This window comes from Streptomyces nigra, assembly GCF_003074055.1.
Lineage (GTDB): Bacteria > Actinomycetota > Actinomycetes > Streptomycetales > Streptomycetaceae > Streptomyces > Streptomyces nigra.
On sequence record NZ_CP029043.1, the window covers coordinates 5,248,936 to 5,272,630 of the forward strand.

Sequence of the window (23,695 nt, forward strand, 5' to 3'; positions counted from 1 at the left end):
GGTGCCATGACCCTGTCGGACCGGGACATCGAGCGGCGCTGGCAGGCGATCCGCGCCAGGGGCCCGTACGTCCTCCTCGCCGTCGCCACACTGCTGGCGCTGGCCACCGCCGAACTGACGCCCGCCGCGGGGGAGCGGGTGGCGACCGGAGCCCTGGTCGCCGCCGGCTTCGCGCTCCAGCTGTGGTGGGGCCGCGCGAGCCGCACCAGGGCAGGCCCGTCCACCGCAGGGACCGTGTACTACGCGGTGCGCTGGGCCCTCGGCTTCGCGCTGACCTGGCTCAACCCGTTCTTCGCGTTCTACGCGGCCGCCGGCTACTTCGACGCCGAGGAGCTGATGCGGGGGCGGCGGCTGCGCTGGGCCGGGCCGTTCGCCTGCGCGGTCACCGTCTCCGGCTCCCAGGCGGGCGGGCTGCCGTTCCACCGGCCCGTGCAGTGGCTGGTGTTCGCCGGGCTCGTCATGGTCAACAGCGTCCTCCTCATCGTCGTCGGGCATCTCACCACCCAGCAGGAGGAGCGTTCCCGCGCCCGCGCCGATACCATCGCGGAACTGGAGCGCACCAACACGGCGTTGCACCAGGCCCTCGCGGAGAACGCCGCGCTGCACAGCCAGTTGCTCGTTCAGGCGCGGGAGGCGGGCGTCGCCGACGAGCGCCGCCGTCTCGCCGCCGAGATCCACGACACCATCGCGCAGGGCCTGACCGGCATCATCGCCCAGCTCCAGGTCGTCGCGAGCGCCTCCGACCTGGCCACCGCCCGAACCCACCTGGACCGCGCCTCCGCGCTCGCCCGGCACAGCCTCGGCGAGGCCCGCCGCTCGGTGCACAACCTCGCCCCCGTCGCCCTGGAGCACGACGGCCTGCCGCAGGCCCTCAAGGGCACGGTCGCCGAGTGGTCCGAACGCACCGGCACGCGCGCCGACTTCACCGTCACCGGCACCACCGAGCACCTCCACGACGAGCTGTCCGCGACCCTGCTGCGGATCGCCCAGGAGGCCCTGTCCAACACCGCCCGGCACGCGGCCGCCACCCGGGTCGGCGTCACCCTCACCTTCCTCGGCGACGAGGTCATCCTCGACATCCGCGACGACGGCCGCGGCTTCGACCCCGGTGCCCTGCCGGAGCGCAGCCGCACCGGTGGGTTCGGCCTCCCCGGGATGCGCGCCCGCGCCGAGCGCATCGCCGGCTGTCTGGCCGTGGAGTCCGAACCGGGGCGCGGCACGGCCCTGTCGGCTCGCGTACCGTTGGTCCGCCATGAGCCGTGAGACCGGGACGTCGTCCCCCATCACCCTGCTGATCGTCGACGACCACCCCGTCGTCCGGGACGGTCTGCGCGGCATGTTCGCGTCCGAGCCCGGCTTCACCGTGCTCGGTGAGGCGGCGAGCGGCGAGGAGGCCGTGGAGCGGGCCACCGCCCTCGACCCCGACGTGATCCTGATGGACCTGCGCATGCCGGGCGGCGGCGGGGTCAAGGCCATCGCCCACCTCACCCGCACCGGCGCCCGCGCCCGCATCCTCGTCCTGACCACCTACGACACCGACACCGACACCATCCCCGCGATCGAGGCGGGCGCCACCGGCTATCTGCTCAAGGACGCCCCGCGCGACGAGCTGTTCACCGCGGTCCGGGCCGCAGCCGAGGGCCGTACGGTCCTCTCGCCCGCCGTCGCCTCCCGGCTGGTCTCCGCCGTGCGCGCCCCGAGGAGGGAGCGCGACGAGCCGCTCTCGGCCCGCGAGCGCGAGGTCCTCGCGCTGGTCGCCCGGGGCACCTCCAACCGGGAGATCGCCCGCGAGCTGTTCATCAGCGAGGCGACCGTGAAGACGCACCTCACCCATCTGTACGCCAAGCTCGGCGTCAACGACCGCGCGGCGGCGGTCGCGACGGCCTACGAGCGCGGCATCCTGGGCTGATCAGCCCGCCACCCGCAGCAGCAGCACGGTCCGTCCCGGCACGCTGATCTCCGTGCCGGCCGGATGCTCCGCGCCCGGCTCCCGTGCCTGCTCCTCCCGGGAGGTGTCGACGACCACCTCGTACCGCCGCGCCCACGGCGTCCCCGGCAGCACGAAGTCCACCGGCCGGTGCCCGGTGTGCAGGACCACGAGGAAGCTGTCGTCGACGATCTGCGCACCCCGCTCGTCCCGGCCCGGGATGTCCCGCCCGGACAGATACATGCCCAGCGTCGCGGCCGGCGCGTACCAGTCGGCCTCCGTCATCTCGGTGCCGCGCGCGGTGAACCAGGCCAGGTCCCGCAGTCCGTCGGCCGAGTGCGGCCGGCCCGAGAAGAACGCCCTCCGGCGCAGCACCGGGTGCCGGTGGCGCAGCGCGATCAGCCGCGAGGTCAGCTCGAACAGCGCCTTCCAGCCCGGCTCCTCCAGCAGCGCCCAGTCCAGCCAGCTGATCTCGTTGTCCTGGCAGTAGGCGTTGTTGTTGCCGCGCTGGGTGCGCCCCATCTCGTCGCCCGCGACCAGCATCGGCACGCCCGTCGACAGCAGCAGCGTGGACAGCAGGTTCCGCAGCTGGCGGCGGCGCAGGGCCAGGACGTCCTCGTCGTCCGTCCCGCCCTCGGCGCCGCAGTTCCAGGACCGGTTGTCGTTGGAGCCGTCCCGGTTGCCCTCGCCGTTCGCCTCGTTGTGCTTGTGCTCGTAACTCACCATGTCCCGCAGGGTGAAGCCGTCGTGCGCGGTCACGAAGTTCACCGACGCGTACGGCCTGCGCCCGCCCCACGCGTACAGGTCGCTCGACCCCGACAGCCGGTACCCGAGGTCCCGCACATCCGGCAGGGCACCGCGCCAGAAGTCCCGCACTGCGTCCCGGTAGCGGTCGTTCCACTCCGTCCACAGGGGAGGGAAGGCACCCACCTGGTAGCCGCCCGAGCCGATGTCCCACGGCTCCGCGATCAGTTTCACCCGCCGCAGCACCGGGTCCTGCGCGATCACGGCGAGGAACGGCGACAGCATGTCGACGTCGTGCATCGAGCGGGCCAGCGCGGCGGCCAGGTCGAACCGGAAGCCGTCCACGCCCATCTCCGTCACCCAGTACCGCAGCGAGTCGGTGATGAGCCGCAGCACCTGCGGCTGGACGACGTGCAGGGTGTTCCCGCAGCCCGTGTAGTCGGCGTAGCGGCGGGCGTCCGCCTGCAGCCGGTAGTAGCCGCGGTTGTCGACGCCCTTCAGCGACAGCGTCGGGCCCAGCTCGCCCGCCTCCGCCGTGTGGTTGTAGACGACGTCGAGGATGACCTCGATCCCGGCCGCGTGCAGGGCGCGCACCATCCGCCGGAACTCCCCGACCTGCTGGCCGGTCGTCCCCGAGGCGGCGTACGCGGCGTGCGGGGCGAAGTAGCCGATCGAGTTGTAGCCCCAGTAGTTGCGCAGACCGCGGCGCAGCAGATGGTCCTCGTGCGCGAACTGGTGCACCGGCAGCAGCTCCACCGCCGTCACCCCCAGTTTCGCCAAGTGCTCGATCGCCGCGGGGTGCGCCAGCCCGGCGTAGGTGCCGCGCAGCTCCTCGGGAATGCCGGGGTGCAGCTTGGTGAAGCCGCGCACATGCAGCTCGTAGATGACCGAGTCGGCCCACGGCGTCTTGGGGCGGCGGTCGTCCTGCCACTCGTCGTCGGGCGCGTCGTCGTGCACGACCACGCCCTTGGGGACGTACGGCGCCGAGTCCCGCTCGTCGCGCACGGTGTCCGCGACATGCTGCTGCGGCCAGTCCCGGACGTGCCCGTACACCTCGGGCGGCAGGGTGAAGTCGCCGTCCACCGCGCGCGCGTACGGGTCGAGGAGCAGCTTCGCCGGGTTCCAGCGGGCGCCGGTCCACGGGTCCCAGCGGCCGTGCACCCGGTAGCCGTAGCGCTGGCCGGGCATCACGCCCGGTACGAAGCCGTGCCAGATCTCATGCGTCAGTTCGGTCAGCTTGGCGCGGGTCTCCTTGCCCCGCTCGTCGAACAGGCACAGCTCCACGGCCTCCGCCCCGCCCGCCCACAGCGCGAAGTTGGTGCCCGCCACCCCGTCCGGCCCGACCCGGAAGCGGGCGCCGAGCGGCACCGGCGCCCCCGGCCGCACGGGGACCCCCGGGGCCCTGCCGCGCGCCCCGTTCAGCACGGCCGGGCGCCCCTCCTCAGCGGCGACCGCCCCGGCCACCGCCTCCTGCTCGGCTGCGCTCGACACCTGACGGCCTCCCACGGCTCAGGGACCACACGCGTAGGGAAAGGGGCCGCGGCCGTCCCGTGCCGCGGCTCCCCGTCGCGTCGTCTCCCCACTGTTCTGCCCAGCGCGTAGCTCGCACTCACGTTTCCCCAGGGCCGCCCCCGTCGTTGGGGTCTTCGTGAGGCACGTACAAGGGCGCGCGCGGCGCGCGGTGGCCGTCGTGGCCGCCGTACTGACATGGGCGGGGCTGCTGGCCGGTGTGGCCGGCTGCACCGAGGACGGCGACCGGGCCGGGCTCGGCCGGATGCTGGACAAGGCACCGGCGCCCGAGGACGTCATCCGGGTGACGCCCGAGGACAAGGCCGAGGGCGCGTCCCCCGACGACCGGCTGCTGGTCCGGGTGCGCAGCGGGCGCCTGGAGTCCGTGCGGGTGGTGCGGTCGCAGGACGCCGAGGAGACCCCGGTGCCCGGCCGCATCTCCAAGGACGGCCTGCGCTGGGAGCCGGACGAACCCAGGCTCGCCCTGGCCGCCCGGTACACGGTCGACGCGGTGGCCCTCGACGGCCACGGGCGCCGCAGCGCACGGCACACGACGTTCACCACGTACGTCCCCGACAAGCGGTTCATCGGCTACGTCACCCCCGAGGACCGCTCGACCGTCGGCACCGGGATGATCGTGTCCCTGAAGTTCAACCGCGCGATCGCCCGCAGGGCCGCCGTGGAGCGCGCGGTCCGGGTCACCGCCGAACCGGCCGTGGAGATCCGCCCGCACTGGTTCGGCGCGACCCGCCTGGACTTCCGCCCCGAGCACTACTGGAAACCCGGCACGCAGGTCACCGTCGCCCTGGACCTGCGGGACGTCGAGGGGGCGCCCGGCGTGTACGGCCTGCAGCGCAAGACGTTCTCCTTCACCGTCGGCCGGCACCAGGTCTCCGTCGTCGACGCGGCCCGGCACACCATGGAGGTGCGGCGCGACGGCGCCCTGCTGACGACCGTGCCCATCACCGCGGGCGCGCCGAAGACCACCACCTACAACGGCAAGATGGTCGTCACCGAGATGCTCGAGCTGACCCGGATGAACGGCGCCACCGTCGGTTTCAAGAAGGCCGACGGCAAGGGCGAGTACGACATCCCCGACGTCCCGCACGCCATGCGCCTGACCGACTCGGGCACGTTCCTGCACGGCAACTACTGGGCGGACCCCTCCGTCTTCGGGAGCGCCAACGTCAGCCATGGATGCGTGGGCCTGCGGGACGTCAAGGGCGGCGGCTCCGACACCCCCGCGGGCTGGTTCTTCGACCGCAGCCTCATCGGGGACGTCGTCGAGGTCGTGCACAGCAACGACAAGCGGGTGGCCCCGGACAACGGCCTCGGCGGCTGGAACATGGGCTGGACGGACTGGAAGGCGGGGACCGCCGTCAAGTAGCCGCACGACGCCGCCGGGTGGAGCGACGGGGGGCCGTGCCGCCCGCCCGGCGATGTTGGAACGAAACGGTGACAGAAGCACCGACGTCCACGACCTGACCTTGTGGTTAATATGCGCCGGTGAGCGCGGTGGACGCGCGGGGGAATGGGGCCGGAAAGGCCCGGGGGAGGGACACGGAATTGAACGTGCGGCCGATATCGGGGGCGTCGGTTGACGCACGCGCGCGGCGCGGACGCAAGGGCATGGCGGCACTCGCCGGAGTGCTGCTGCTGGCCGTCACCGCGTGCGGGGGCGGCGGCGGATCGGACTCGGGCGGTGACACCGCCAAGGGCGGGGACTCCTCGCAGGCCGAGGTCCGCAAGTCCCGCGCGCAGGTGACCATAGCCCCGAAGGACGGGGCCAAGGCCGTCGACACCAGCGGCGAGCTGAAGGTCACCGCGGCCAAGGGCAAGCTGACCGCCGTCGAGGTGAAGGACGGCAAGGGCAACAAGATCGACGGCGAGATATCCGGCGACGGCGCCACCTGGACGCCGTCCGCGCATCTCGCCGCCTCGACCAAGTACACGGTGCACGCGGTCGCCAAGGACACCGAGGGCGTCGAGACCACACAGGACTCCGACTTCACCACGCTCACCCCGAAGGCCACCTTCCTCGGCCGGTTCACCCCCGAGGACGGCTCCGAGGTCGGGGTCGGCATGCCGTTCTCCCTCCGCTTCGACCGGGGCATCACCAACCCCGACGACGTCGAGAAGGCCGTGAGGATCACGACCGAGCCGGCCGTCGAGGTCGCCGGTCACTGGTTCGGCAACGACCGCCTGGACTTCCGGCCCGAGAAGTACTGGAAGGCCGGCACCAAGGTCACCGTCGACCTGAACCTCGACGGTGTCGAGGGCCGCGACGGCGTCTACGGCAAGCAGGACAAGAAGATCACCTTCACCATCGGCCGCAACCAGGTCTCCTACGTCGACGTGAAGACGAAGAAGATGAAGGTCACGCGCGAGGGCAAGGTCATCAGGACCATCCCGGTCACCACCGGCGCGCCCGGCTACGAGACCTGGAACGGCCAGATGGTCATGACCGAGAAGTTCGTCCAGACCCGGATGAACGGCGACACGGTCGGCTACGAGGGCGAATACGACATCAAGGACGTGCCGCACGCCATCCGCCTCACCGACTCCGGCACCTTCATCCACGGCAACTACTGGGCGAGCGGCGCCTTCGGCAACACCAACGCCAGCCACGGCTGTGTCGGACTGCGCGACGTCAAGGGCGCCTGGGACAAGAACGCCCCGGCCGCCTGGTTCTACAACCGCTCGATGATCGGTGACGTCGTGGTCGTGAAGAACTCCGCCGACGCCACGGTCGCCCCGGACAACGGCCTCAACGGCTGGAACATGTCCTGGGAGAAGTGGAAGGCGTAACGCCCGCCTGGTGACGGCCTGACGGCCCCGGTGCGCACCCGCACCGGGGCCGTTCGCGTTCTCCGCCCGGAGATGTGACCGACCGCACCCCTCCGCCCCGGGTTAGCCCCCGTTAACCTGCTCGCATGACCGTGAATCTCGAAGTCGCCGAAGGCGTCGGTACCCTCCGTCTCGACCGGCCGCCGATGAACGCGCTGGACGTCGCCACCCAGGACCGGCTCAAGGAGCTCGCCGAGGAGGCCGGCCGCCGTGACGACGTGCGGGCCGTGGTGATCTACGGCGGGGAGAAGGTGTTCGCGGCCGGCGCGGACATCAAGGAGATGCAGGCCATGGACCACACGGCGATGGTCCTGCGCGCCCGCGCCCTGCAGGAGTCGTTCACGGCGGTGGCCCGGATCCCCAAGCCCGTGGTGGCCGCGGTGACCGGGTACGCGCTCGGCGGCGGCTGCGAGCTGGCCCTGTGCGCGGACTTCCGCATCGCCGCGGACAACGCGAAGCTGGGCCAGCCCGAGATCCTGCTCGGCCTGATCCCGGGCGCGGGCGGCACCCAGCGGCTGGCCCGTCTGGTCGGCCCGTCGAAGGCCAAGGACCTGATCTTCACCGGCCGGATGGTCAAGGCCGACGAGGCCCGTGAACTCGGCCTGGTGGACCGGGTGGTGGCGGCGGACCAGGTCTACGCCGAGGCGCACGCCTGGGCGGCGAAGCTGGCGCAGGGCCCGGCGATCGCGCTGCGCGCGGCCAAGGAGTCCATCGACGCCGGCCTGGAGACGGACATCGAGACGGGCCTCGCCATCGAGCGGAACTGGTTCGCGGGCCTGTTCGCGACCGAGGATCGCGAACGCGGCATGCGTAGCTTCGTCGAGGAGGGCCCGGGCAAGGCCAAGTTCCTCTGACGGCTCGCGGCGGTCCGGTGAAAGTCCGCCGTACCCCTTGCAATTGACACCGTGTCTGACCCGGATCCCCCGATGGGGCGGATTATGGGAGCCTTAAGCCAGCCTTAAGCCTGCCTTGTCGAGGGAGCCCGGCGAAGGCCGCCGGAGGGGGCTCCGCCGCAGCTCAGCGGGGCTGTGGACGGTTCCGAACTGCCGGTGGCATATGCCGATCGAGTGCAGCGGAATGACCGCTTCCGGGGGGTGTATTCCTCCGGAACGGCCCCGGAGAGCCCCGCGGGCCGCCATGATGGGGGCATGGCGGGGCTGGAGGGTATCGAACAGCCGCGGGGACACAGCCGTGCGACCGCGGCGCGCTGGTCGCCGGCGGTCGAGGACGAAACTGCCGCGAAGGCGCTGGAGTTGTTCGGCAATCCCACGGAGGCCGAAGTTCCGCTGCCGTCCCGCCCCGAGTCCGCCGCCACCGCGCGCCGGCTGACCCAGGTGATCGTCCTGCGGCACTGGGCGCTGAGCCCCAAGATGGCCGAGGACGCCGTGCTCCTCGTCTCCGAACTCGTCGGCAACGCCGTCCGCCACACCGGCGCCCGCGTCTTCGGCTTACGGATGCGCCGCCGCCGCGGCTGGATCCGGATCGAGGTCCGCGACCCCTCGCGCGGGCTGCCCTGTCTGATGCCCGTTCAGGAGATGGACGTCAGCGGCCGGGGCCTGTTCCTCGTCGACAAGCTCGCCGACCGCTGGGGCGTGGATCTCCTGCCCCGCGGCAAGACCACCTGGTTCGAGATGAGGGTCACCGAACGCTGAGGGCCGCCCCCCTCCCGCGAACGGATAATCTGACCTGCGGCAAAAAGCCAGCACGACACGACTTGACGCGAGTACACGCGAGTAGAGGGGCGGACCGGTGGCGCACATCGACATCGAGGAAGCACGCAAGCAGTTCGAGCGCATCGATGCGGACGGCGACGGCACCATCACCGCCGCCGAGTTCAAGACCGCCCTCGCCCAGGGCGGGGACTGGAACGTCACCGAGGCCGTCGCCGAGGCCATCATCAAGAGCCGCGACCTCAACGGCGACAAGGTGCTGTCGTTCGACGAGTTCTGGGCCTTCCTGAGCAAGTAGGACCCCGCCGAAGGGGCGCCCTCCTCCGGGAAGGCGCCCCTTCAGGCGTCCTCGGCCCAGTCCCGCAGCGCCGCCTTGCTGGAGAAGTTCGCGACGTTCTTGTCCAGCGGGTCGTCCGTGTACTGGTGGAACCGCCACTTCGCCTGGATGCGGGGCTTGCCCGCCGTCACATAGTCGGCGATCCAGAGGCCGTCACCGGCGTACGACGTGGTGTCGACGTTCAGCCAGTAATGGCGGTTGCAGTAGAGCACGACCCGGTTGTCCGGCCGCTTCTCGCGCAGGATGCGGATGAACCGGTCCTTCTCCGCGTTGCTCGCGTGCGTGCCGTCGCCGGTGGTCTCCCAGTCGACGGCGAGGACGTCACCCGCCTTCTCCGGCGCCTTCTTCAGGAAGTAGTCGGCCTGGGCGGTCAGGTTGCCCGGCCACAGGAAGTGGTAGAAGCCGACGACCAGACCCGCGTCACGGGCCCGCTTCGTCTGGGCGGAGAGCTTGGGGTTGACGTACGAGCGGCCCTCCGTCGCCTTGACGAAGACGAAGGAGAGACCGTCGGTGTCGTAGGACGAGGACTGGTACGCGCTCACGTCGATGCCGCGCAGCATGGGGGGACTCCCTGAGTGCCGTGGGGGGACAGGAGTTGACCTGGCTTATGCCCCACCGTGGCACGGCTGACGCGTCATGGACGTGGAATCGTCAACATTCGATGATGTTCACGGCGAGCCCGCCCCGCGCCGTCTCCTTGTACTTGACGGACATGTCGGCGCCCGTGTCCTTCATCGTCTTGATGACCTTGTCCAGGGACACCTTGTGCGAGCCGTCGCCGCGCATCGCCATCCGGGCGGCCGTGACCGCCTTCACGGCCGCCATGCCGTTGCGCTCGATGCAGGGGATCTGCACGAGGCCCCCGACCGGGTCGCAGGTGAGGCCCAGGTTGTGCTCCATGCCGATCTCGGCGGCGTTCTCCACCTGCTCCGGGGAGCCGCCCAGCACCTCCGCGAGCGCGCCCGCCGCCATCGAGCAGGCCGAGCCGACCTCGCCCTGGCAGCCGACCTCGGCGCCGGAGATCGAGGCGTTCTCCTTGAAGAGCATGCCGATCGCGCCCGCGGCCAGCAGGAAGCGGACCACGCCCTCCTCGTCGGCGCCCGGCACGAAGTTGATGTAGTAGTGCAGGACGGCCGGGATGATGCCCGCCGCGCCGTTCGTCGGGGCGGTGACCACCCGTCCGCCGGCGGCGTTCTCCTCGTTCACGGCCATCGCGTAGAGCGTGATCCACTCCATGGCCAGGGCCTTCGCGTCGCCCTCGGAGCGCAGCTTGCGCGCGGTGTTCGCGGCCCGCCGGCGGACCTTCAGACCGCCCGGCAGGATGCCCTCCCGGGACATGCCCCGCGACACGCACTCCCGCATCACCCGCCAGATCTCCAGCAGGCCCTCGCGGATCTCCTCCTCGGTGCGCCAGGCCCGCTCGTTCTCCAGCATCAGCGCCGAGATCGACAGGCCCGTCTCCCGGGTCAGGCGCAGCAGCTCGTCGCCCGTGCGGAAGGGGTACTTCAGGACGGTGTCGTCGAGCTTGATCCGGTCCTCGCCGACCGCGTCCTCGTCGACGACGAAACCGCCGCCCACCGAGTAGTACGTCTTCGTCAGCAGCTCCCCGCCCTGGGCGTCGAACGCCCACAGGGTCATGCCGTTCGCGTGGTAGGGGAGGGCCTTGCGGCGGTGCAGGACCAGGTCGTCGTCGAAGGAGAAGGCGATCTCGTGCTCGCCGAGCAACCGCAGCCGGCCGGACTGCTTGATCGACTCCACCCGTCCGTCGGCGGACTCGACGTCCACGGTGCGCGGGGAGTCGCCCTCCAGGCCGAGCAGCACCGCCTTCGGGGTGCCGTGGCCGTGCCCGGTCGCGCCGAGCGAGCCGTACAGCTCGGCCCGTACGGCGGTGACGGACTCCAGGACGCCCTCGTTGCGCAGCCGGCGCGCGAACATACGGGCCGCCCGCATCGGACCCACCGTGTGGGAGCTGGACGGGCCGATGCCGATCGAGAACAGGTCGAAGACCGATATGGCCACGGAAACTCCTCGGTGCGGGGTGGTGCGGGGGGCTTTCCCGGGGTGCCCCGCACCTTCGAGTGTGCGGGACGCCCCGGGAGAGTGACGACGGTCCTACTTGTTCAGACCGGCGTAGAGCGGGTGCTTGTCGGCCAGCGCCTTCACCCGGGCCTTGAGCGCCGCGGCGTCGTACGACGGCTTCAGCGTCTCGGCGATCACGTCCGCGACCTCGGTGAAGTCCTCGGCGGTGAAACCGCGCGTGGCCAGCGCCGGGGTGCCGATGCGCAGCCCGGAGGTCACCATCGGCGGCCGCGGGTCGTCCGGCACCGCGTTGCGGTTGACCGTGATCCCCACCTCGTGGAGGCGGTCCTCGGCCTGCTGCCCGTCCAGCTCGGACTCCCGCAGGTCGACCAGGATGAGGTGCACGTCCGTGCCGCCGGACAGCACGTTCACCCCGGCCGCGCGGGCGTCCTCGGCGGTCAGCCGGTCCGCGAGGATGCGGGCGCCCTCGACCGTGCGGCGCTGGCGCTCCTTGAACTCCTCGGAGGCGGCGACCTTGAACGAGACCGCCTTGGCGGCGATCACGTGCTCCAGCGGACCGCCCTGGAAGCCCGGGAAGACGGAGGAGTTCAGCTTCTTCGCGAACTCCTTGCTGCGCGCCAGGATGATCCCGCCGCGCGGCCCGCCGAGCGTCTTGTGGGTGGTGGAGGTGACCACGTCGGCGTGCGGCACCGGGTTGGGGTGCAGCCCCGCCGCGACCAGGCCCGCGAAGTGGGCCATGTCCACCCACAGGTAGGCGCCGGTCTCGTCGGCGATCCGGCGGAAGGCCGCGAAGTCCAGCTGGCGCGGGTACGCCGACCAGCCCGCGATGATCACCTTCGGGCGGTGCTCCTTGGCGAGGCGCTCCACCTCGTCCATGTCGACCAGACCGCTCTCCGGGTCCACGTGGTACGCGACCACCTGGAACTGCTTGCCGGAGAAGTTCAGCCGCATCCCGTGGGTGAGGTGGCCGCCGTGCGCCAGGTCCAGGCCCAGGATGGTGTCGCCGGGCTGGGCCAGCGCGAACAGCGCCGCCTGGTTGGCCGAGGCGCCCGAGTGCGGCTGGACATTGGCGTACTCGGCGCCGAACAGCTCCTTCACCCGGTCGATGGCGATCTGCTCGGCGACGTCGACGTGCTCGCAGCCGCCGTAGTAGCGCCGGCCGGGGTAGCCCTCGGCGTACTTGTTCGTCAGGACCGAGCCCTGCGCCTCCATGACGGCGACCGGGGCGAAGTTCTCCGACGCGATCATCTCGAGGGTGGACTGCTGACGCTCCAGCTCGGCGTCGAGCGCCGCGGCGACCGCCGGGTCCAGCTCGTGCAGGGGCGTGTTCAGAAGGGAGTTCTCAGACATGGGGGGTACGGGCTCCTCAGCCGGCGGTGTGGGCGTCGTACTCGTCTGCGGAGAGCAGGTCGGCCGGCTCCTCCGTGACGCGCACCTTGAACAGCCAGCCGCCCTCGAAGGGGGCCGAGTTCACCAGGGCCGGGTCGTTCACCACGTCCTCGTTGATCTCGGTGACCTCGCCGGTGACCGGGGAGTACAGGTCGGAGACGGACTTCGTCGACTCCAGTTCGCCGCAGGTGTCACCCGCGGTCACGGTCGAGCCGACCTCGGGGAGCTGGGCGTAGACGACGTCGCCGAGCGCGTTGGCCGCGAACTCGGTGATGCCGACCGTGGCGACGCCGTCCTCGGCGGTCGCGAGCCACTCGTGCTCCTTGCTGTAACGCAGCTGCTGGGGGTTGCTCATGGCCTGAATTCTCCTGTACACGCGTCAGTGCTGATGAAGGGGGACTGAGACGACTGGGACGGCGGACATGGCGGCGGACGTGCGCGGTCGCACGCCGCCCTGCCAGTCTGTACGCGCGGCGCGGCTCGTGCCGCGCGCGGTTCCTACTTCTGCCGCTTGTAGAACGGCAGCGCCACGACCTCGTAGGGCTCGTGGCTGCCGCGGATGTCCACGCCGACCCCGGGGGTGCCCGGCGCCGCGTGCGCGGCGTCGACGTAGGCCATGGCGATCGGCTTGCCCAGGGTGGGGGAGGGGGCGCCGGAGGTCACCTCGCCGATGACCTCGCCGCCGGCGACGACCGGGTACCCGGAGCGCGGCACGCGGCGGCCCTCGGCGACCAGGCCGACCAGGACGCGCGGCGGGTTCGTCTCGGCCTTGGCGGCGGCCGCCTGGAGCGCCTCGCGCCCGACGAAGTCGCCCTCCTTCTCGAACTTCACCACCCGGCCGAGGCCGGCGTCGAAGGGGGTGAGCGAGGTCGACAGCTCGTTGCCGTACAGCGGCATGCCCGCCTCCAGGCGGAGCGTGTCACGGCAGGACAGGCCGCAGGGGACCAGGCCGACGCCCTGACCGGCCTCGGTGAGCGCCTGCCACAGCTCCACGGCGTGCTCCGGCTTCACGAACAGCTCGAAGCCGTCCTCGCCGGTGTAGCCCGTGCGGGCGATCAGGGCGGGCACGCCGGCGACGGTGCCGGGCAGGCCGGCGTAGTACTTCAGGCCGTCCAGATCGGCGTCGGTGAGCGACTTCAGGATGCCGGGGGACTCGGGGCCCTGGACGGCGATCAGCGCGTACGCGTCACGGTCGTCGCGGACCTCGGCGTCGAAGCCGGCCACCCGCTCGGTCAGCGCGTCGAGCACGACCTGGGCGTTGGAGGCGTTGGCGACGACCATGTACTCGGTCTCGTCGAGCCGGTAGACGATCAGGTCGTCCAGGATGCCGCCGTCGGCCCGGCAGATCATGGTGTAGCGGGCGCGGCCCACCCCGACGGAGGCGATGTTGCCCACCAGGGCGTGGTTCAGGAAGGCGGCCGCCTGGGCGCCGGTGACCGTGATCTCGCCCATGTGCGAGAGGTCGAACAGGCCGGCGCGGGTGCGCACCGCGTTGTGCTCGTCGCGCTCGGAGCCGTAGCGCAGGGGCATGTCCCAGCCGGCGAAGTCGGTCATGGTGGCGCCCAGCGAGCGGTGCAGGGCGTCCAGGGCGGTACGGCGCGGTTCGGAACTGCTCATCGGTCGGTCGTCTCCCAAGGCATGACGGGCGGTCGTTCCTCCCCATCTGTCATCGGAACCTGAGAGGTTCGTCATGACCGCGCGTGGGCATGACTTGCACCTTGGGTGGGACCACCGGCGACGGCGGCCCGCTTTTCAGATGTGCCTCGCCCGCGCGGTAACGGGGCCTGAGAGATTCAAGGGAGGGACTTGCTCCTTCGGCGCCCCGGCGGCGTACAGCCGGGGACTCTCCCGCGCGGATTCAAACGGCCGGTATGCAGTTGGCGCCGCCATCATCGCATGCCCGGCCCCGTCTGCCCCAGGCCACATCTGTAACCGGCCTGTGGCAGTAAGCGAACGAAAACAGAGAGGATCCTCCATTACCTTCTCTTTACGCTCGGTGGGGATGGGGAAGCCTGTATGCGGAGGAGGACGATGACGGTGAAGCGCACCACGGCGTACGCCACCACGTCGGGCATCGCCCTGCCCGGGCAGCCGGGGGCCTCGGCCGTCGAGGCCCGGACGCGTCCCGCGCCGGTGGTGCGGGACCTGCGCGAGCGGTCGGGCCGCGGCCCGACCGCCCTGCTCTTCGGCCCCCGCGACCTCGTCGTGATCACCGGCCTGCCCGGCAGCGGCAAGTCCACCCTGATGCGGCGGACCGTCCGCGGCCCGCGCGTCGACTCCCAGGACACCCGGGACCGCTGGGACGCCCGGATGCCCGGTTTCCTGCCCTACGCCCTCTACCGTCCCCTGGTCCGTCTCTCCCACTACGCCGGGCTGCGCCGCGCCGTCCGCCGCGGCGGCGGGGTCGTCGTGCACGACTGCGGCACCCAGGCGTGGGTGCGCGGCTGGCTGGCCCGGGCCGCCCGGCGCCGCGGCGGCGTCCTGCACCTGCTGGTGCTCGACGTCGACCCGGACACCGCTCTGGAGGGGCAGCGCGAGCGCGGCCGGGGCGTCTCCCGGTACGCCTTCCTGCGTCACCGGCGCGCCGCCGCCCGGCTGCTGCGCGCCGTCGACAGCGGTGAGCTGCCCCGGGGCTGCGGCTCCGCGGTGCTGCTCGACCGGGACGCGGCCGGCACCCTGCGCCGGATCGGGTTCACGGGCTGACCCGGGCCCGGCCGGGCGGGGCCGGGTCCCGGTAGCCTTTCGACCCTCAGACGTGATTCACAGCAGGCGGTCACAGACAGATGGACTTCGCAGCGGATCTCCCCGCGGACTTCCCGGCAGGCTCTCCCCTCCACCCGCACGGCGGCTGGCCCGGCAACGAACTGGAGGAGGTGCTCTCGGCCTCCCTCGGCCAGCCGTCGGCCGGCGGCCGGATCGTGGAGGTGCTGGGCCGCAGCTTCGTCTGGGTGCCGCTGCCCAACGGCGGCGGCCCGGACAGCGGTCCGCTCGACCTGCCCGGCATGGAGATCGACGGCCAGGGCTATGTCCCGGTGTTCTCCTCAGAGGAGCAGTTCCGGCAGGTCGTCGGCTCCCACATGGCGTACACCGTCGCCCCGGCCGTGGAGTTCGCCCGCGGGCTGCCGCCGCACGTGGGCATCGCGGTCAACCCGGGCGGAGTGGTCGGCGTGCCGCTGCCCCCGGCCGCGGTGGCCGAGGTGTGCCGGGCGGGCCGTACCCCGCTGGACGGCTTCGCCTCCGGAGGCCGCGTCAAGCTCTACGAGCCCGACTGGCAGGACGACCCGGTCGACTTCCTGTCCGCGGCGTCCGCCGAGTTCGCCGCGATCGGCGTCGTCGCCACCGCCCGCCGCTGTCTCGGCGCGATCGAGGACGGCGAGCCGGTGCTGTTCGTCGGCGTCGAACTGACGCAGTGGGAGGGCGACTTGCGGGCCGCCCCGATGGACGCCCTGGGCCGCGCCCTCGGCCGTGTGCCGGTGCGCTGGCCGGTCAACCTGGTCCTCCTCGACGTGGCCCAGGACCCGGTCATCGACTGGATGCGCGCCAAGGTCCGCCCGTTCTACACACGCGAGCCCTGAGATCCCGGACGCGTGGTCCCCGAGATTTTCGACGAGCGGTCCGGCGCCCCGCGACGCCGGACCGATCCGGACGACAGGCCCTAAGCTGGGCTCAGAGCCATGTCGGGCTCAATGCCATGTTTTCCCGAAGGGGCGGTAAAAGGTGAGCGCGAGCGGCACAACCTCGACCGGGCAGGTCGAGCACATGCTGCGCCAGGTGACCCCCGGGCGCTACGACGCCTACGAGGCACTCCTGCGCGCCCTCGCCACCCCGGCCACCGGCCAGGTCTGGATGCTGCTGTGGCACGGTCAGGCGGGCTCCCCGGACGCCCAGTACGGGAACATGGAGGTCGACGGTCACGCCTACGCCCCGTGCGTCACCTCCGCCCAGGAGCTGTCGGCCAGCGGCTGGAACCGCAGCTACGAGGTCGTCGACGGACTCGACGTGGCCCGCACCCTCCACCCCGACCACTACGGCCTCTGGCTGAACCCGCACGCCCCCGGCGGCGGCGTCGGCATCCCCTGGCTCGACCTGCGCCGGATCGCCACCGGCCTGGACCGCCAGCCCGCCGGACCGCTGCGGCTGTCGGAGCCCGCCATCGAGATCCCGCAGTTCTACGCCCTGCTCTCGCAGAACGCCCACCGCACCCCGGCCGTGCGCACCCTGCGCCGCGCCTGGGTCCAGCCCGCGCTCGGGGCCCCGTATCTGGCGATCGGCCTGGACGTCTACGACACCAGCCCGCCCGCCGTGGACGCGGTGCGCTCCATGATGCTCCAGTCGGTCGGCGCGGTCCCGGACGGACTGCCCGTCTCCACGGTCGCGATGGCCGACGAGGACGATCCGGTGGCGATGTGGATGCGGCAGGCCGCGCGCCCCTTCTACGACCGCGAGGCACACGCCACCGCCCCCGCCGCGGGCTACGGCTACCCTCCGGCACAGGGCCGTTACTGAGCTTCGGCTTGCCATGACGCCGGTTCGCCCCACCCCCCTCTGTCGTAGGTGTGAGCGCCTTCCCGCTGTCGTTTCCCAGGCGGATCTCCGCGCGTAGATGCGATCAGAAGGTCCCGGTCCGCCCTCATACGCCCCAACTGGTGCCCGTCCGGCCGCTGTTACCCGCTGTTCGGATAACGGAATCCCCCAAACAGCATCACGGTTACGCATCCTTTCCCCGCCAGCTCTGGCGACTGATCGCCCCCGCATTGAAGACTCCCCGCTAGGCACGGGCCGGTCGGCCCTGTGTGCGAGTGAGAGCAACCGCTACCGCGGCAGCCAGGGGGGTCGGCAACCGCCGGCCGAGAGGGGTCAATTCCACTGTGACCGCACCGATCGAGACAACGGGAGCGGAGGCCGGGGCACAGCCCGAGGCCGTGCTCTCAGGGATCGAGAAGAGCAAGATCGAGGGGCGTTCGCTGGGGCAGATCGCCTGGTCCCGGTTCAAGAAGGACAAGGTGGCCGTCGCCGGCGGCGTCATCGTCATCCTGCTGATCCTGCTCGCGATCCTGTCACGCCCCCTCCAGGCGCTGTTCGGCCTGGACCCCAACGCGCTCAACCAGGACCTCATCGATCCCAACACCTCGCTGCCCAAGGGTGACTTCGGCGGCATGAGCTGGGAGCACCCGCTGGGTGTCGAGCCGAAGTTCGGCCGTGACATCGCCACCCGCATCCTCGAGGGCTCCTGGGTGTCCCTGGTCGTCGCGTTCGGCGCCACGCTCCTGTCGAACACGATCGGCGCCGTCCTCGGCGTCGTCGCCGGCTACTACGGCGGCCGGGTCGACACGATCATCAGCCGGCTGATGGACACCTTCCTGGCCTTCCCGCTGCTGCTGTTCGCCATCGCCATCTCGGCCACCCTGCAGGGCGGTGCCTTCGGCCTGGAGGGCCTGCCGCTGCACATCAGCGTGCTGATCTTCATCATCGGTTTCTTCAACTGGCCGTATCTGGGCCGCATCGTCCGCGGTCAGACCCTGGCCCTCAGGGAGCGCGAGTTCGTCGACGCCTCCCGGGGGATGGGAGCCAAGGGGCCGTACATCCTCTTCCGGGAGCTCCTCCCGAACCTGGTCGGCCCGATCATCGTCTACTCGACGCTGCTCATCCCGACGAACATCCTTTTCGAGGCCAGCCTGAGCTTCCTCGGTGTCGGCATCCAGCCCCCGCAGGCTTCCTGGGGCGGCATGCTCAACCAGGCGGTCGACTTCTACGAGGTCGACCCGCAGTTCATGATCGTGCCCGGCCTCGCCATCTTCGTCACCGTCCTGGCGTTCAACCTGCTCGGCGACGGACTCCGCGACGCTCTCGACCCGCGCAGCCGCTGACATGCGGCCGCGACGAGAGCCCATCAAGTTTCCAACTATGGAGGGGAAGCAGACCATCATGCGAAGGTCAGTGCTGGCCGCGGTTGCGGTCGTCGGCAGTGCGAGCTTGCTGCTTTCGGCCTGCAGCAAGGCCGATGACAAGTCGGACAACAACGGATCGAAGTCGGCCGGTGCCAACGCCGCGACCAAGGGCGTCGTCAACGCTTCCACCCAGGCGGGTGGGACGGTCACGTACGAGTACTCCGACGTCCCGGACTCCTTCGACCCGGGCAACACGTACTACGCGTACATGTACAACCTCAGCCGGCTGTACGCCCGTCCGCTGATGACGTTCAAGCCCGGTGCCGGCGAGGCCGGCAACGAGCTGGTCCCGGACCTGGCCTCCGCCCCGGGCGAGCCCAGCGACGGCGGCAAGACCTGGACGTACAAGCTGCGTCCGGGCCTGAAGTACGAGGACGGCACCCCGATCACGTCGAAGGACGTGAAGTACGCCGTCGAGCGCTCCAACTTCGCGCGTGACGTGCTCTCCCTCGGCCCCAGCTACTTCCAGCAGTTCCTCGAGGGCGGCGACAAGTACAAGGGCCCGTACAAGGACAAGAGCGACAAGGGCATCTCGTCCATCCAGACCCCGGACGACACCACGATCGTCTTCAAGCTGAACCGCGCCTTCCAGGAGTTCGACTACCTGGTCGCCACCCCGCAGACGGCCCCCGTGCCGAAGGCGCAGGACACCGGCGTCGACTACGTCAAGAAGATCGTGTCGTCGGGCTCCTACAAGTTCCAGAGCTACCAGGAGGGCAAGGAAGCCGTCCTGGTCCGCAACGAGAACTGGGACGCCAAGAGCGACCCGCTGCGCAAGCAGTACCCCGAGAAGATCGTCGTCAAGCTGAAGGTCAACGCCGAGACGATCGACCAGGACGTCATGTCCGGCAAGGCCATCGACCTCGGTGGTACGGGCGTCCAGGCCGCGACCCAGGCGAAGGTCGTCAACTCCTCGGACCAGAAGGCCAACACCGACAACACCTACGGTGGCCGCCTGGTCTACATGGCGATCAACACCAAGCTCGCGCCGTTCGACAAGGTCGAGTGCCGCAAGGCCGTGGAGTTCGCGGTCAACAAGGTCTCCGTGCAGACGGCCCTCGGCGGCCCGATCCGCGGTGACATCGCCTCCACCGTCCTGCCGCCGGACATCCCGGGCTACCAGAAGTCCGACCTGTACGCGACGCCCGGCAACAAGGGCGACGTGGCCAAGGCCAAGGACCAGCTGAAGGCCTGCGGCAAGACGTCGATCGACACCAACATCTCGGCGCGCAGCGACCGTCCGGCGGAGATCGACGCGGCCACCGCGATCATCGACTCGCTGAAGAAGGTCGGCATCAACGCCAGCCTGAAGCAGTTCCCGTCGGGCAAGTACTTCACCGACGCCGCGGGTGTGCCGCAGTTCAACAAGAAGCAGAACATCGGCCTGCACATGATGCAGTGGGGTGCCGACTGGCCGTCCGGCTACGGCTTCCTGCAGCAGATCCTGCACAGCGACGCGATCGGCGAGTCCGGCAACACCAACCTGTCGCAGCTCGACAACAAGGACGTCGACTCGCTGCTGGAGAAGGCCATCGCCAGCGAGGACCAGGGCGAGCGCGACGGCCTCTACGCCCAGATCGACAAGAAGGCGATGGAGGAGGCGGCCCTCGTTCCGCTGACCTACTTCAAGGTCCTGCTGTACCGCCCGGCCGGCTTCACCAACCTGGTGTCGACGGCTGCCTTCAGCGGTCAGTACGACTACCTCAACATCGGTACGACCAAGAAGTAGCCCCGGAAGGCAGGTGAAGGCTTTGGTGCCCGCGGGCCATGCGGCCCGCGGGCACCAGCGCCGATCCCCGTGATCTCGTATATCCTCCGCCGGACGCTCGCGGCAGTGATCCTGCTGCTGGTCGTCACCGCGGTCACCTTCGCGATCTTCTTCCTGCTGCCCCGGCTCGCCGGCCAGACGGCCGACCAGCTGGCCCAGCAGTACATCGGGAAGAGTCCCACCCAGGCCGACATCGAGGCGGTCAAGCAGAACCTCGGTCTCGACCAGCCCGTGTACGTGCAGTACTGGGACTTCATCAAGGGGATCGTCTCCGGCGCCACCTACGACCTCGGCCCCACCACGGCGCACTGCAACGCGCCGTGCTTCGGCTACTCCTTCAAGACGCACGTCGAGGTCTGGCCCCAGCTCACCGACCGGATGCCCGTGACGGTCTCCCTGGCCGCCGGTGCCGCCGTGCTGTGGCTGGTGGGCGGTGTGACGGCCGGTGTGATCTCCGCGCTGAAGCCGCGGTCGTTCGCCGACCGCACGTTCATGGGCATCGCCCTCGCGGGTGTCTCGCTGCCCATGTTCTTCACCGGCCAGCTGGCGCTGTTCCTTTTCACCTACCAGTGGCCGATCTTCGGCCGGGAGTACGTGCCGTTCACCGAGAACCCCTCGCAGTGGGCCAACACGCTCTTCCCCGCCTGGTGTTCGCTCGCCCTGCTGTACTCCGCCATCTACGCCCGGCTCACCCGCTCGGGGATGCTGGAAACGATGAACGAGGACTTCATCCGCAGCGCCCGCGCCAAGGGCCTGCGGGAGCGCAAGGTCGTCGTCCGGCACGGTCTGCGGGCCGCGCTGACGCCGATCATCACCGTGTTCGGCATGGACCTCGGACTGCTGCTCGGCGGCGCCGTGATCACCGAGACGGTCTTCTCCCTGCACGGCATCGGCGAGTACGCGGTGCAGTCCATCCGGGACAACGACCTGCCGCCCATCCTCGGCGTCACGCTCCTGGCCGCCTTCTTCGTCGTCCTCGCAAACTTCCTGGTGGACCTGTTGTACGCCGCCGCCGACCCGCGGGTGAGGATCTCGTGACCGAACTCTCCAAGACCGGTGCCGCAGTGGGGGAGCCCGCGACGGGCACCTCCGACGCGCCCACGGCGTTCCTCGAAGTCCGCGACCTCAAGGTGCACTTCCCGACCGACGACGGCCTCGTCAAGTCCGTCGACGGGCTGAGCTTCTCGCTGGAGAAGGGCAAGACCCTCTGCATCGTCGGCGAGTCCGGCTCCGGCAAGTCGGTCACCTCGCTGGCCGTCATGGGCCTGCACCGGCTCGGGGCGCGCGGCAAGAACGTCCGGATGTCCGGCGAGATCTGGCTCGGCGGCAAGGAGCTCATCTCCGCCGAGCCCGACGAGGTGCGCCGGCTCCGCGGCCGCGAGATGGCGATGATCTTCCAGGATCCGCTGTCCGCGATGCACCCGTACTACACGATCGGCAGCCAGATCGTGGAGGCGTACCGGGTCCACCACGACGTCAACAAGAAGACCGCGCGCAAGCGGGCGATCGAGATGCTCGACCGGGTCGGCATCCCCGAGCCCGGCAAGCGCGTCGACAACTACCCGCACGAGTTCTCCGGCGGTATGCGCCAGCGCGCCATGATCGCGATGGCGCTGGTCAACAACCCCGAGCTGCTCATCGCGGACGAGCCGACGACCGCCCTCGACGTGACCGTCCAGGCGCAGATCCTCGACCTCATCCGGGATCTGCAGAAGGAGTTCGGCTCCGCGGTCGTCCTCATCACCCACGACCTCGGCGTGGTCGCCGAGATCGCCGACGACGTGCTCGTGATGTACGGCGGCCGGTGCGTGGAGCGCGGGTCCGTCGACGACGTCTTCGAGCGGCCGCAGCACCCCTACACCTGGGGCCTGCTCGGCTCGATGCCGCGCATCGACCGGGAGACCTCGGAGCGGCTCATCCCCGTCAAGGGCCAGCCGCCGAGCCTCATCAACGTCCCGTCGGGCTGCGCCTTCCACCCGCGCTGCCCGTACGCCGACATCCCCAAGGGCGATGTCACCCGTACCGTGCGCCCGGAGCTCCAGCAGGTCGGCAGCGGGCACTTCTCCGCCTGCCACCTCTCGGCCGAGGACCGCACGCGGATCTGGACCGAAGAGATTGCGCCGAAGCTGTGAGTGAGACGAAGAAATCGGACGCGGCCGTACCGGCCCAGGCGCCGGCCCCCGCCGAGGAGCGCGAGGTGCTGCTCAAGGTCGAGGGCCTGCAGAAGCACTTCCCGATCCGCAAGGGCGTCCTCCAGCGTCAGGTCGGCGCGGTCAAGGCCGTCGACGGCATCGACTTCGAGGTGCGCAAGGGCGAGACCCTGGGCGTGGTCGGGGAGTCCGGCTGCGGCAAGTCGACCATGGGCCGGGTCATCACCCGCCTCCAGGACCCGACGGGCGGCTCGATCCACTTCGAGGGCAAGGACATCACGCGGCTGAACACGGCCGGGATGCGCCCGCTGCGGCGGGACATCCAGATGATCTTCCAGGACCCGTACGGCTCCCTGAACCCGCGGCACACCATCGGCTCGATCGTCTCGGCGCCCTTCCGGCTCCAGGGCGTCGAGCCCGAGGGCGGGGTGAAGAAGGAGGTCCAGCGGCTCCTGGAGCTGGTGGGCCTGAGCCCCGAGCACTACAACCGCTACCCGCACGAGTTCTCCGGCGGCCAGCGCCAGCGCATCGGCATCGCCCGCGCGCTCGCGCTCAAGCCGAAGCTGGTCGTGGCGGACGAGCCGGTCTCCGCCCTGGACGTCTCCATCCAGGCGCAGGTCGTCAACCTCATGGACGACCTCCAGGAGGAGCTCGGCCTGACCTACGTGATCATCGCGCACGACCTCTCGGTCGTCCGGCACGTGTCGGACCGTATCGCGGTGATGTACCTCGGCAAGATCGTCGAGCTCGCCGACCGCACCTCGCTGTACGAGGCGCCGATGCACCCGTACACCAAGGCCCTGATGTCGGCGGTGCCGGTCCCGGACCCCAAGCGCCGGGGCGCCAAGAGCGAGCGCATCCTGCTCCGTGGCGACGTGCCCTCGCCGATCGCCCCGCCGCCCGGCTGCCGTTTCCACACGCGCTGCTGGAAGGCGACCGAGGTCTGCCGGACGGTGGAGCCCCCGCTGCTGGAGCTGCGGCCCGGCCAGCGCGTGGCCTGCCACCACCCGGAGAACTTCGAGGACCAGCAGCCGCAGGACACGGTGCTGCTGACCGCCGCCAAGGAGGCCGCCGAGCTGGTGGCCGACGAGGTGCTCGCGGAGTCCGCGCAGACGTCGGCGGCGGTGGCGGCCGAGGTGCTGCCGCAGGCCGGGAAGGTCACGAAGGACGCCTCGAAGGATGTCTCGAAGGGCGTCTCCGAGGGCGACTCGCAGGACGTCTCCAAGGACGTCTCGAAGGCGCCGGAGCCGGCTGCCGAGGCCCCGGAGCCGGCTGCCGAGGCCCCGGAGACGGACGCCGAGGCGCCCGCGGACGCTCCCGCCGAGGGCGACGAGAAGTAGCCACGCCGCAGCCCTCGCCTTCTTTT

21 protein-coding genes and 2 riboswitches are annotated in these 23,695 nt (G+C 70.7%); of the genes, 15 read left to right on the forward strand and 6 right to left on the reverse strand.

Annotated elements, in window-relative coordinates:
* Positions 1 to 6: 6 nt before the first annotated feature.
* Both DC008_RS24460 and DC008_RS24465 read left to right on the forward strand, forming a co-directional pair.
* Entirely contained in the window at positions 7 to 1,263 is a 1,257-nt protein-coding gene (locus tag DC008_RS24460) for a sensor histidine kinase (RefSeq protein ID WP_108708793.1), read from the forward strand.
* Entirely contained in the window at positions 1,253 to 1,909 is a 657-nt protein-coding gene (locus tag DC008_RS24465) for a response regulator (protein WP_108708794.1), read from the forward strand. The genes DC008_RS24460 and DC008_RS24465 overlap by 11 nt, the downstream gene beginning before the upstream one ends.
* On the opposite strand, the gene glgX is transcribed toward DC008_RS24465, so the two are convergent.
* Positions 1,910 to 4,162: a glycogen debranching protein GlgX gene (gene glgX / locus DC008_RS24470; RefSeq protein ID WP_108708795.1), complete on the reverse strand. Its 2,253-nt coding sequence runs from the start codon at positions 4,160 to 4,162 to the stop codon at positions 1,910 to 1,912.
* Between the two features lie 157 nt (positions 4,163 to 4,319).
* Between glgX and DC008_RS24475 the strand changes: the two genes are divergently transcribed.
* The 5 genes from DC008_RS24475 to DC008_RS24495 all read left to right on the forward strand — a co-directional run bounded on the left by DC008_RS24475 (position 4,320) and on the right by DC008_RS24495 (position 8,995).
* Complete coding sequence (locus DC008_RS24475; protein ID WP_108708796.1) at positions 4,320 to 5,567, forward strand: L,D-transpeptidase; 1,248 nt, start codon at positions 4,320 to 4,322, stop codon at positions 5,565 to 5,567.
* A gap of 179 nt (positions 5,568 to 5,746) precedes the next feature.
* A complete protein-coding gene (locus DC008_RS24480; protein ID WP_108708797.1) occupies positions 5,747 to 6,988 on the forward strand; it encodes a L,D-transpeptidase in 1,242 nt (413 codons plus the stop codon).
* 125 nt (positions 6,989 to 7,113) lie between these two features.
* Positions 7,114 to 7,881, forward strand: coding sequence for an enoyl-CoA hydratase/isomerase family protein (locus DC008_RS24485; RefSeq protein ID WP_055624360.1), 768 nt, complete (start codon positions 7,114 to 7,116; stop codon positions 7,879 to 7,881).
* 294 nt (positions 7,882 to 8,175) lie between these two features.
* Positions 8,176 to 8,679, forward strand: coding sequence for an ATP-binding protein (locus tag DC008_RS24490; RefSeq protein WP_108708798.1), 504 nt, complete (start codon positions 8,176 to 8,178; stop codon positions 8,677 to 8,679).
* Between the two features lie 97 nt (positions 8,680 to 8,776).
* Positions 8,777 to 8,995, forward strand: a complete 219-nt coding sequence (locus DC008_RS24495; RefSeq protein WP_055624358.1) for an EF-hand domain-containing protein — start codon at positions 8,777 to 8,779, stop codon at positions 8,993 to 8,995.
* A gap of 41 nt (positions 8,996 to 9,036) precedes the next feature.
* On the opposite strand, the gene DC008_RS24500 is transcribed toward DC008_RS24495, so the two are convergent.
* From DC008_RS24500 to gcvT, 5 genes are all read right to left on the reverse strand, one after another.
* Positions 9,037 to 9,594, reverse strand: a complete 558-nt coding sequence (locus DC008_RS24500; protein ID WP_108708799.1) for a glycoside hydrolase family 25 protein — start codon at positions 9,592 to 9,594, stop codon at positions 9,037 to 9,039.
* Between the two features lie 91 nt (positions 9,595 to 9,685).
* The gene (locus tag DC008_RS24505) at positions 9,686 to 11,053 is read right to left on the reverse strand and encodes an L-serine ammonia-lyase (RefSeq protein ID WP_108708800.1); all 1,368 of its coding nucleotides are present in this window, start codon (positions 11,051 to 11,053) and stop codon (positions 9,686 to 9,688) included.
* 93 nt (positions 11,054 to 11,146) lie between these two features.
* Positions 11,147 to 12,424, reverse strand: a complete 1,278-nt coding sequence (gene glyA / locus DC008_RS24510) for a serine hydroxymethyltransferase (RefSeq protein WP_108708801.1) — start codon at positions 12,422 to 12,424, stop codon at positions 11,147 to 11,149.
* Between the two features lie 16 nt (positions 12,425 to 12,440).
* A complete protein-coding gene (gcvH, locus tag DC008_RS24515; RefSeq protein WP_108708802.1) occupies positions 12,441 to 12,818 on the reverse strand; it encodes a glycine cleavage system protein GcvH in 378 nt (125 codons plus the stop codon).
* Positions 12,819 to 12,961: 143 nt separating this feature from the next.
* A complete protein-coding gene (gene gcvT, locus DC008_RS24520) occupies positions 12,962 to 14,080 on the reverse strand; it encodes a glycine cleavage system aminomethyltransferase GcvT (RefSeq protein ID WP_108708803.1) in 1,119 nt (372 codons plus the stop codon).
* A gap of 36 nt (positions 14,081 to 14,116) precedes the next feature.
* Positions 14,117 to 14,225: riboswitch (glycine riboswitch) on the reverse strand.
* A riboswitch (glycine riboswitch) is annotated at positions 14,226 to 14,324 on the reverse strand. It lies immediately after the preceding riboswitch.
* 170 nt (positions 14,325 to 14,494) lie between these two features.
* Here gcvT and DC008_RS24525 point away from each other — a divergent pair.
* The 8 genes from DC008_RS24525 (at position 14,495) to DC008_RS24560 (ending at position 23,669) form a co-directional block, all read left to right on the forward strand.
* Positions 14,495 to 15,166, forward strand: coding sequence for an AAA family ATPase (locus DC008_RS24525; protein WP_108708804.1), 672 nt, complete (start codon positions 14,495 to 14,497; stop codon positions 15,164 to 15,166).
* Between the two features lie 80 nt (positions 15,167 to 15,246).
* The gene (locus tag DC008_RS24530) at positions 15,247 to 16,038 is read left to right on the forward strand and encodes an enhanced serine sensitivity protein SseB (RefSeq protein WP_108708805.1); all 792 of its coding nucleotides are present in this window, start codon (positions 15,247 to 15,249) and stop codon (positions 16,036 to 16,038) included.
* A 142-nt stretch (positions 16,039 to 16,180) separates the two neighbouring features.
* Complete coding sequence (locus tag DC008_RS24535) at positions 16,181 to 16,969, forward strand: enhanced serine sensitivity protein SseB C-terminal domain-containing protein (protein ID WP_108708806.1); 789 nt, start codon at positions 16,181 to 16,183, stop codon at positions 16,967 to 16,969.
* A 362-nt stretch (positions 16,970 to 17,331) separates the two neighbouring features.
* On the forward strand, positions 17,332 to 18,330 hold the full coding sequence (locus DC008_RS24540; RefSeq protein ID WP_108708807.1) for an ABC transporter permease: 999 nt from the start codon (positions 17,332 to 17,334) through the stop codon (positions 18,328 to 18,330).
* Positions 18,331 to 18,388: 58 nt separating this feature from the next.
* On the forward strand, positions 18,389 to 20,140 hold the full coding sequence (locus DC008_RS24545; protein WP_483027319.1) for an ABC transporter substrate-binding protein: 1,752 nt from the start codon (positions 18,389 to 18,391) through the stop codon (positions 20,138 to 20,140).
* A 69-nt stretch (positions 20,141 to 20,209) separates the two neighbouring features.
* Positions 20,210 to 21,217: an ABC transporter permease gene (locus DC008_RS24550; protein WP_055624347.1), complete on the forward strand. Its 1,008-nt coding sequence runs from the start codon at positions 20,210 to 20,212 to the stop codon at positions 21,215 to 21,217.
* Entirely contained in the window at positions 21,214 to 22,311 is a 1,098-nt protein-coding gene (locus tag DC008_RS24555) for an ABC transporter ATP-binding protein (protein WP_108708809.1), read from the forward strand. The genes DC008_RS24550 and DC008_RS24555 overlap by 4 nt, the downstream gene beginning before the upstream one ends.
* Positions 22,308 to 23,669 (forward strand): ABC transporter ATP-binding protein, encoded by a 1,362-nt coding sequence (locus DC008_RS24560; RefSeq protein WP_108708810.1) that lies wholly within the window; start codon positions 22,308 to 22,310, stop codon positions 23,667 to 23,669. The genes DC008_RS24555 and DC008_RS24560 overlap by 4 nt, the downstream gene beginning before the upstream one ends.
* Positions 23,670 to 23,695: the final 26 nt, after the last annotated feature.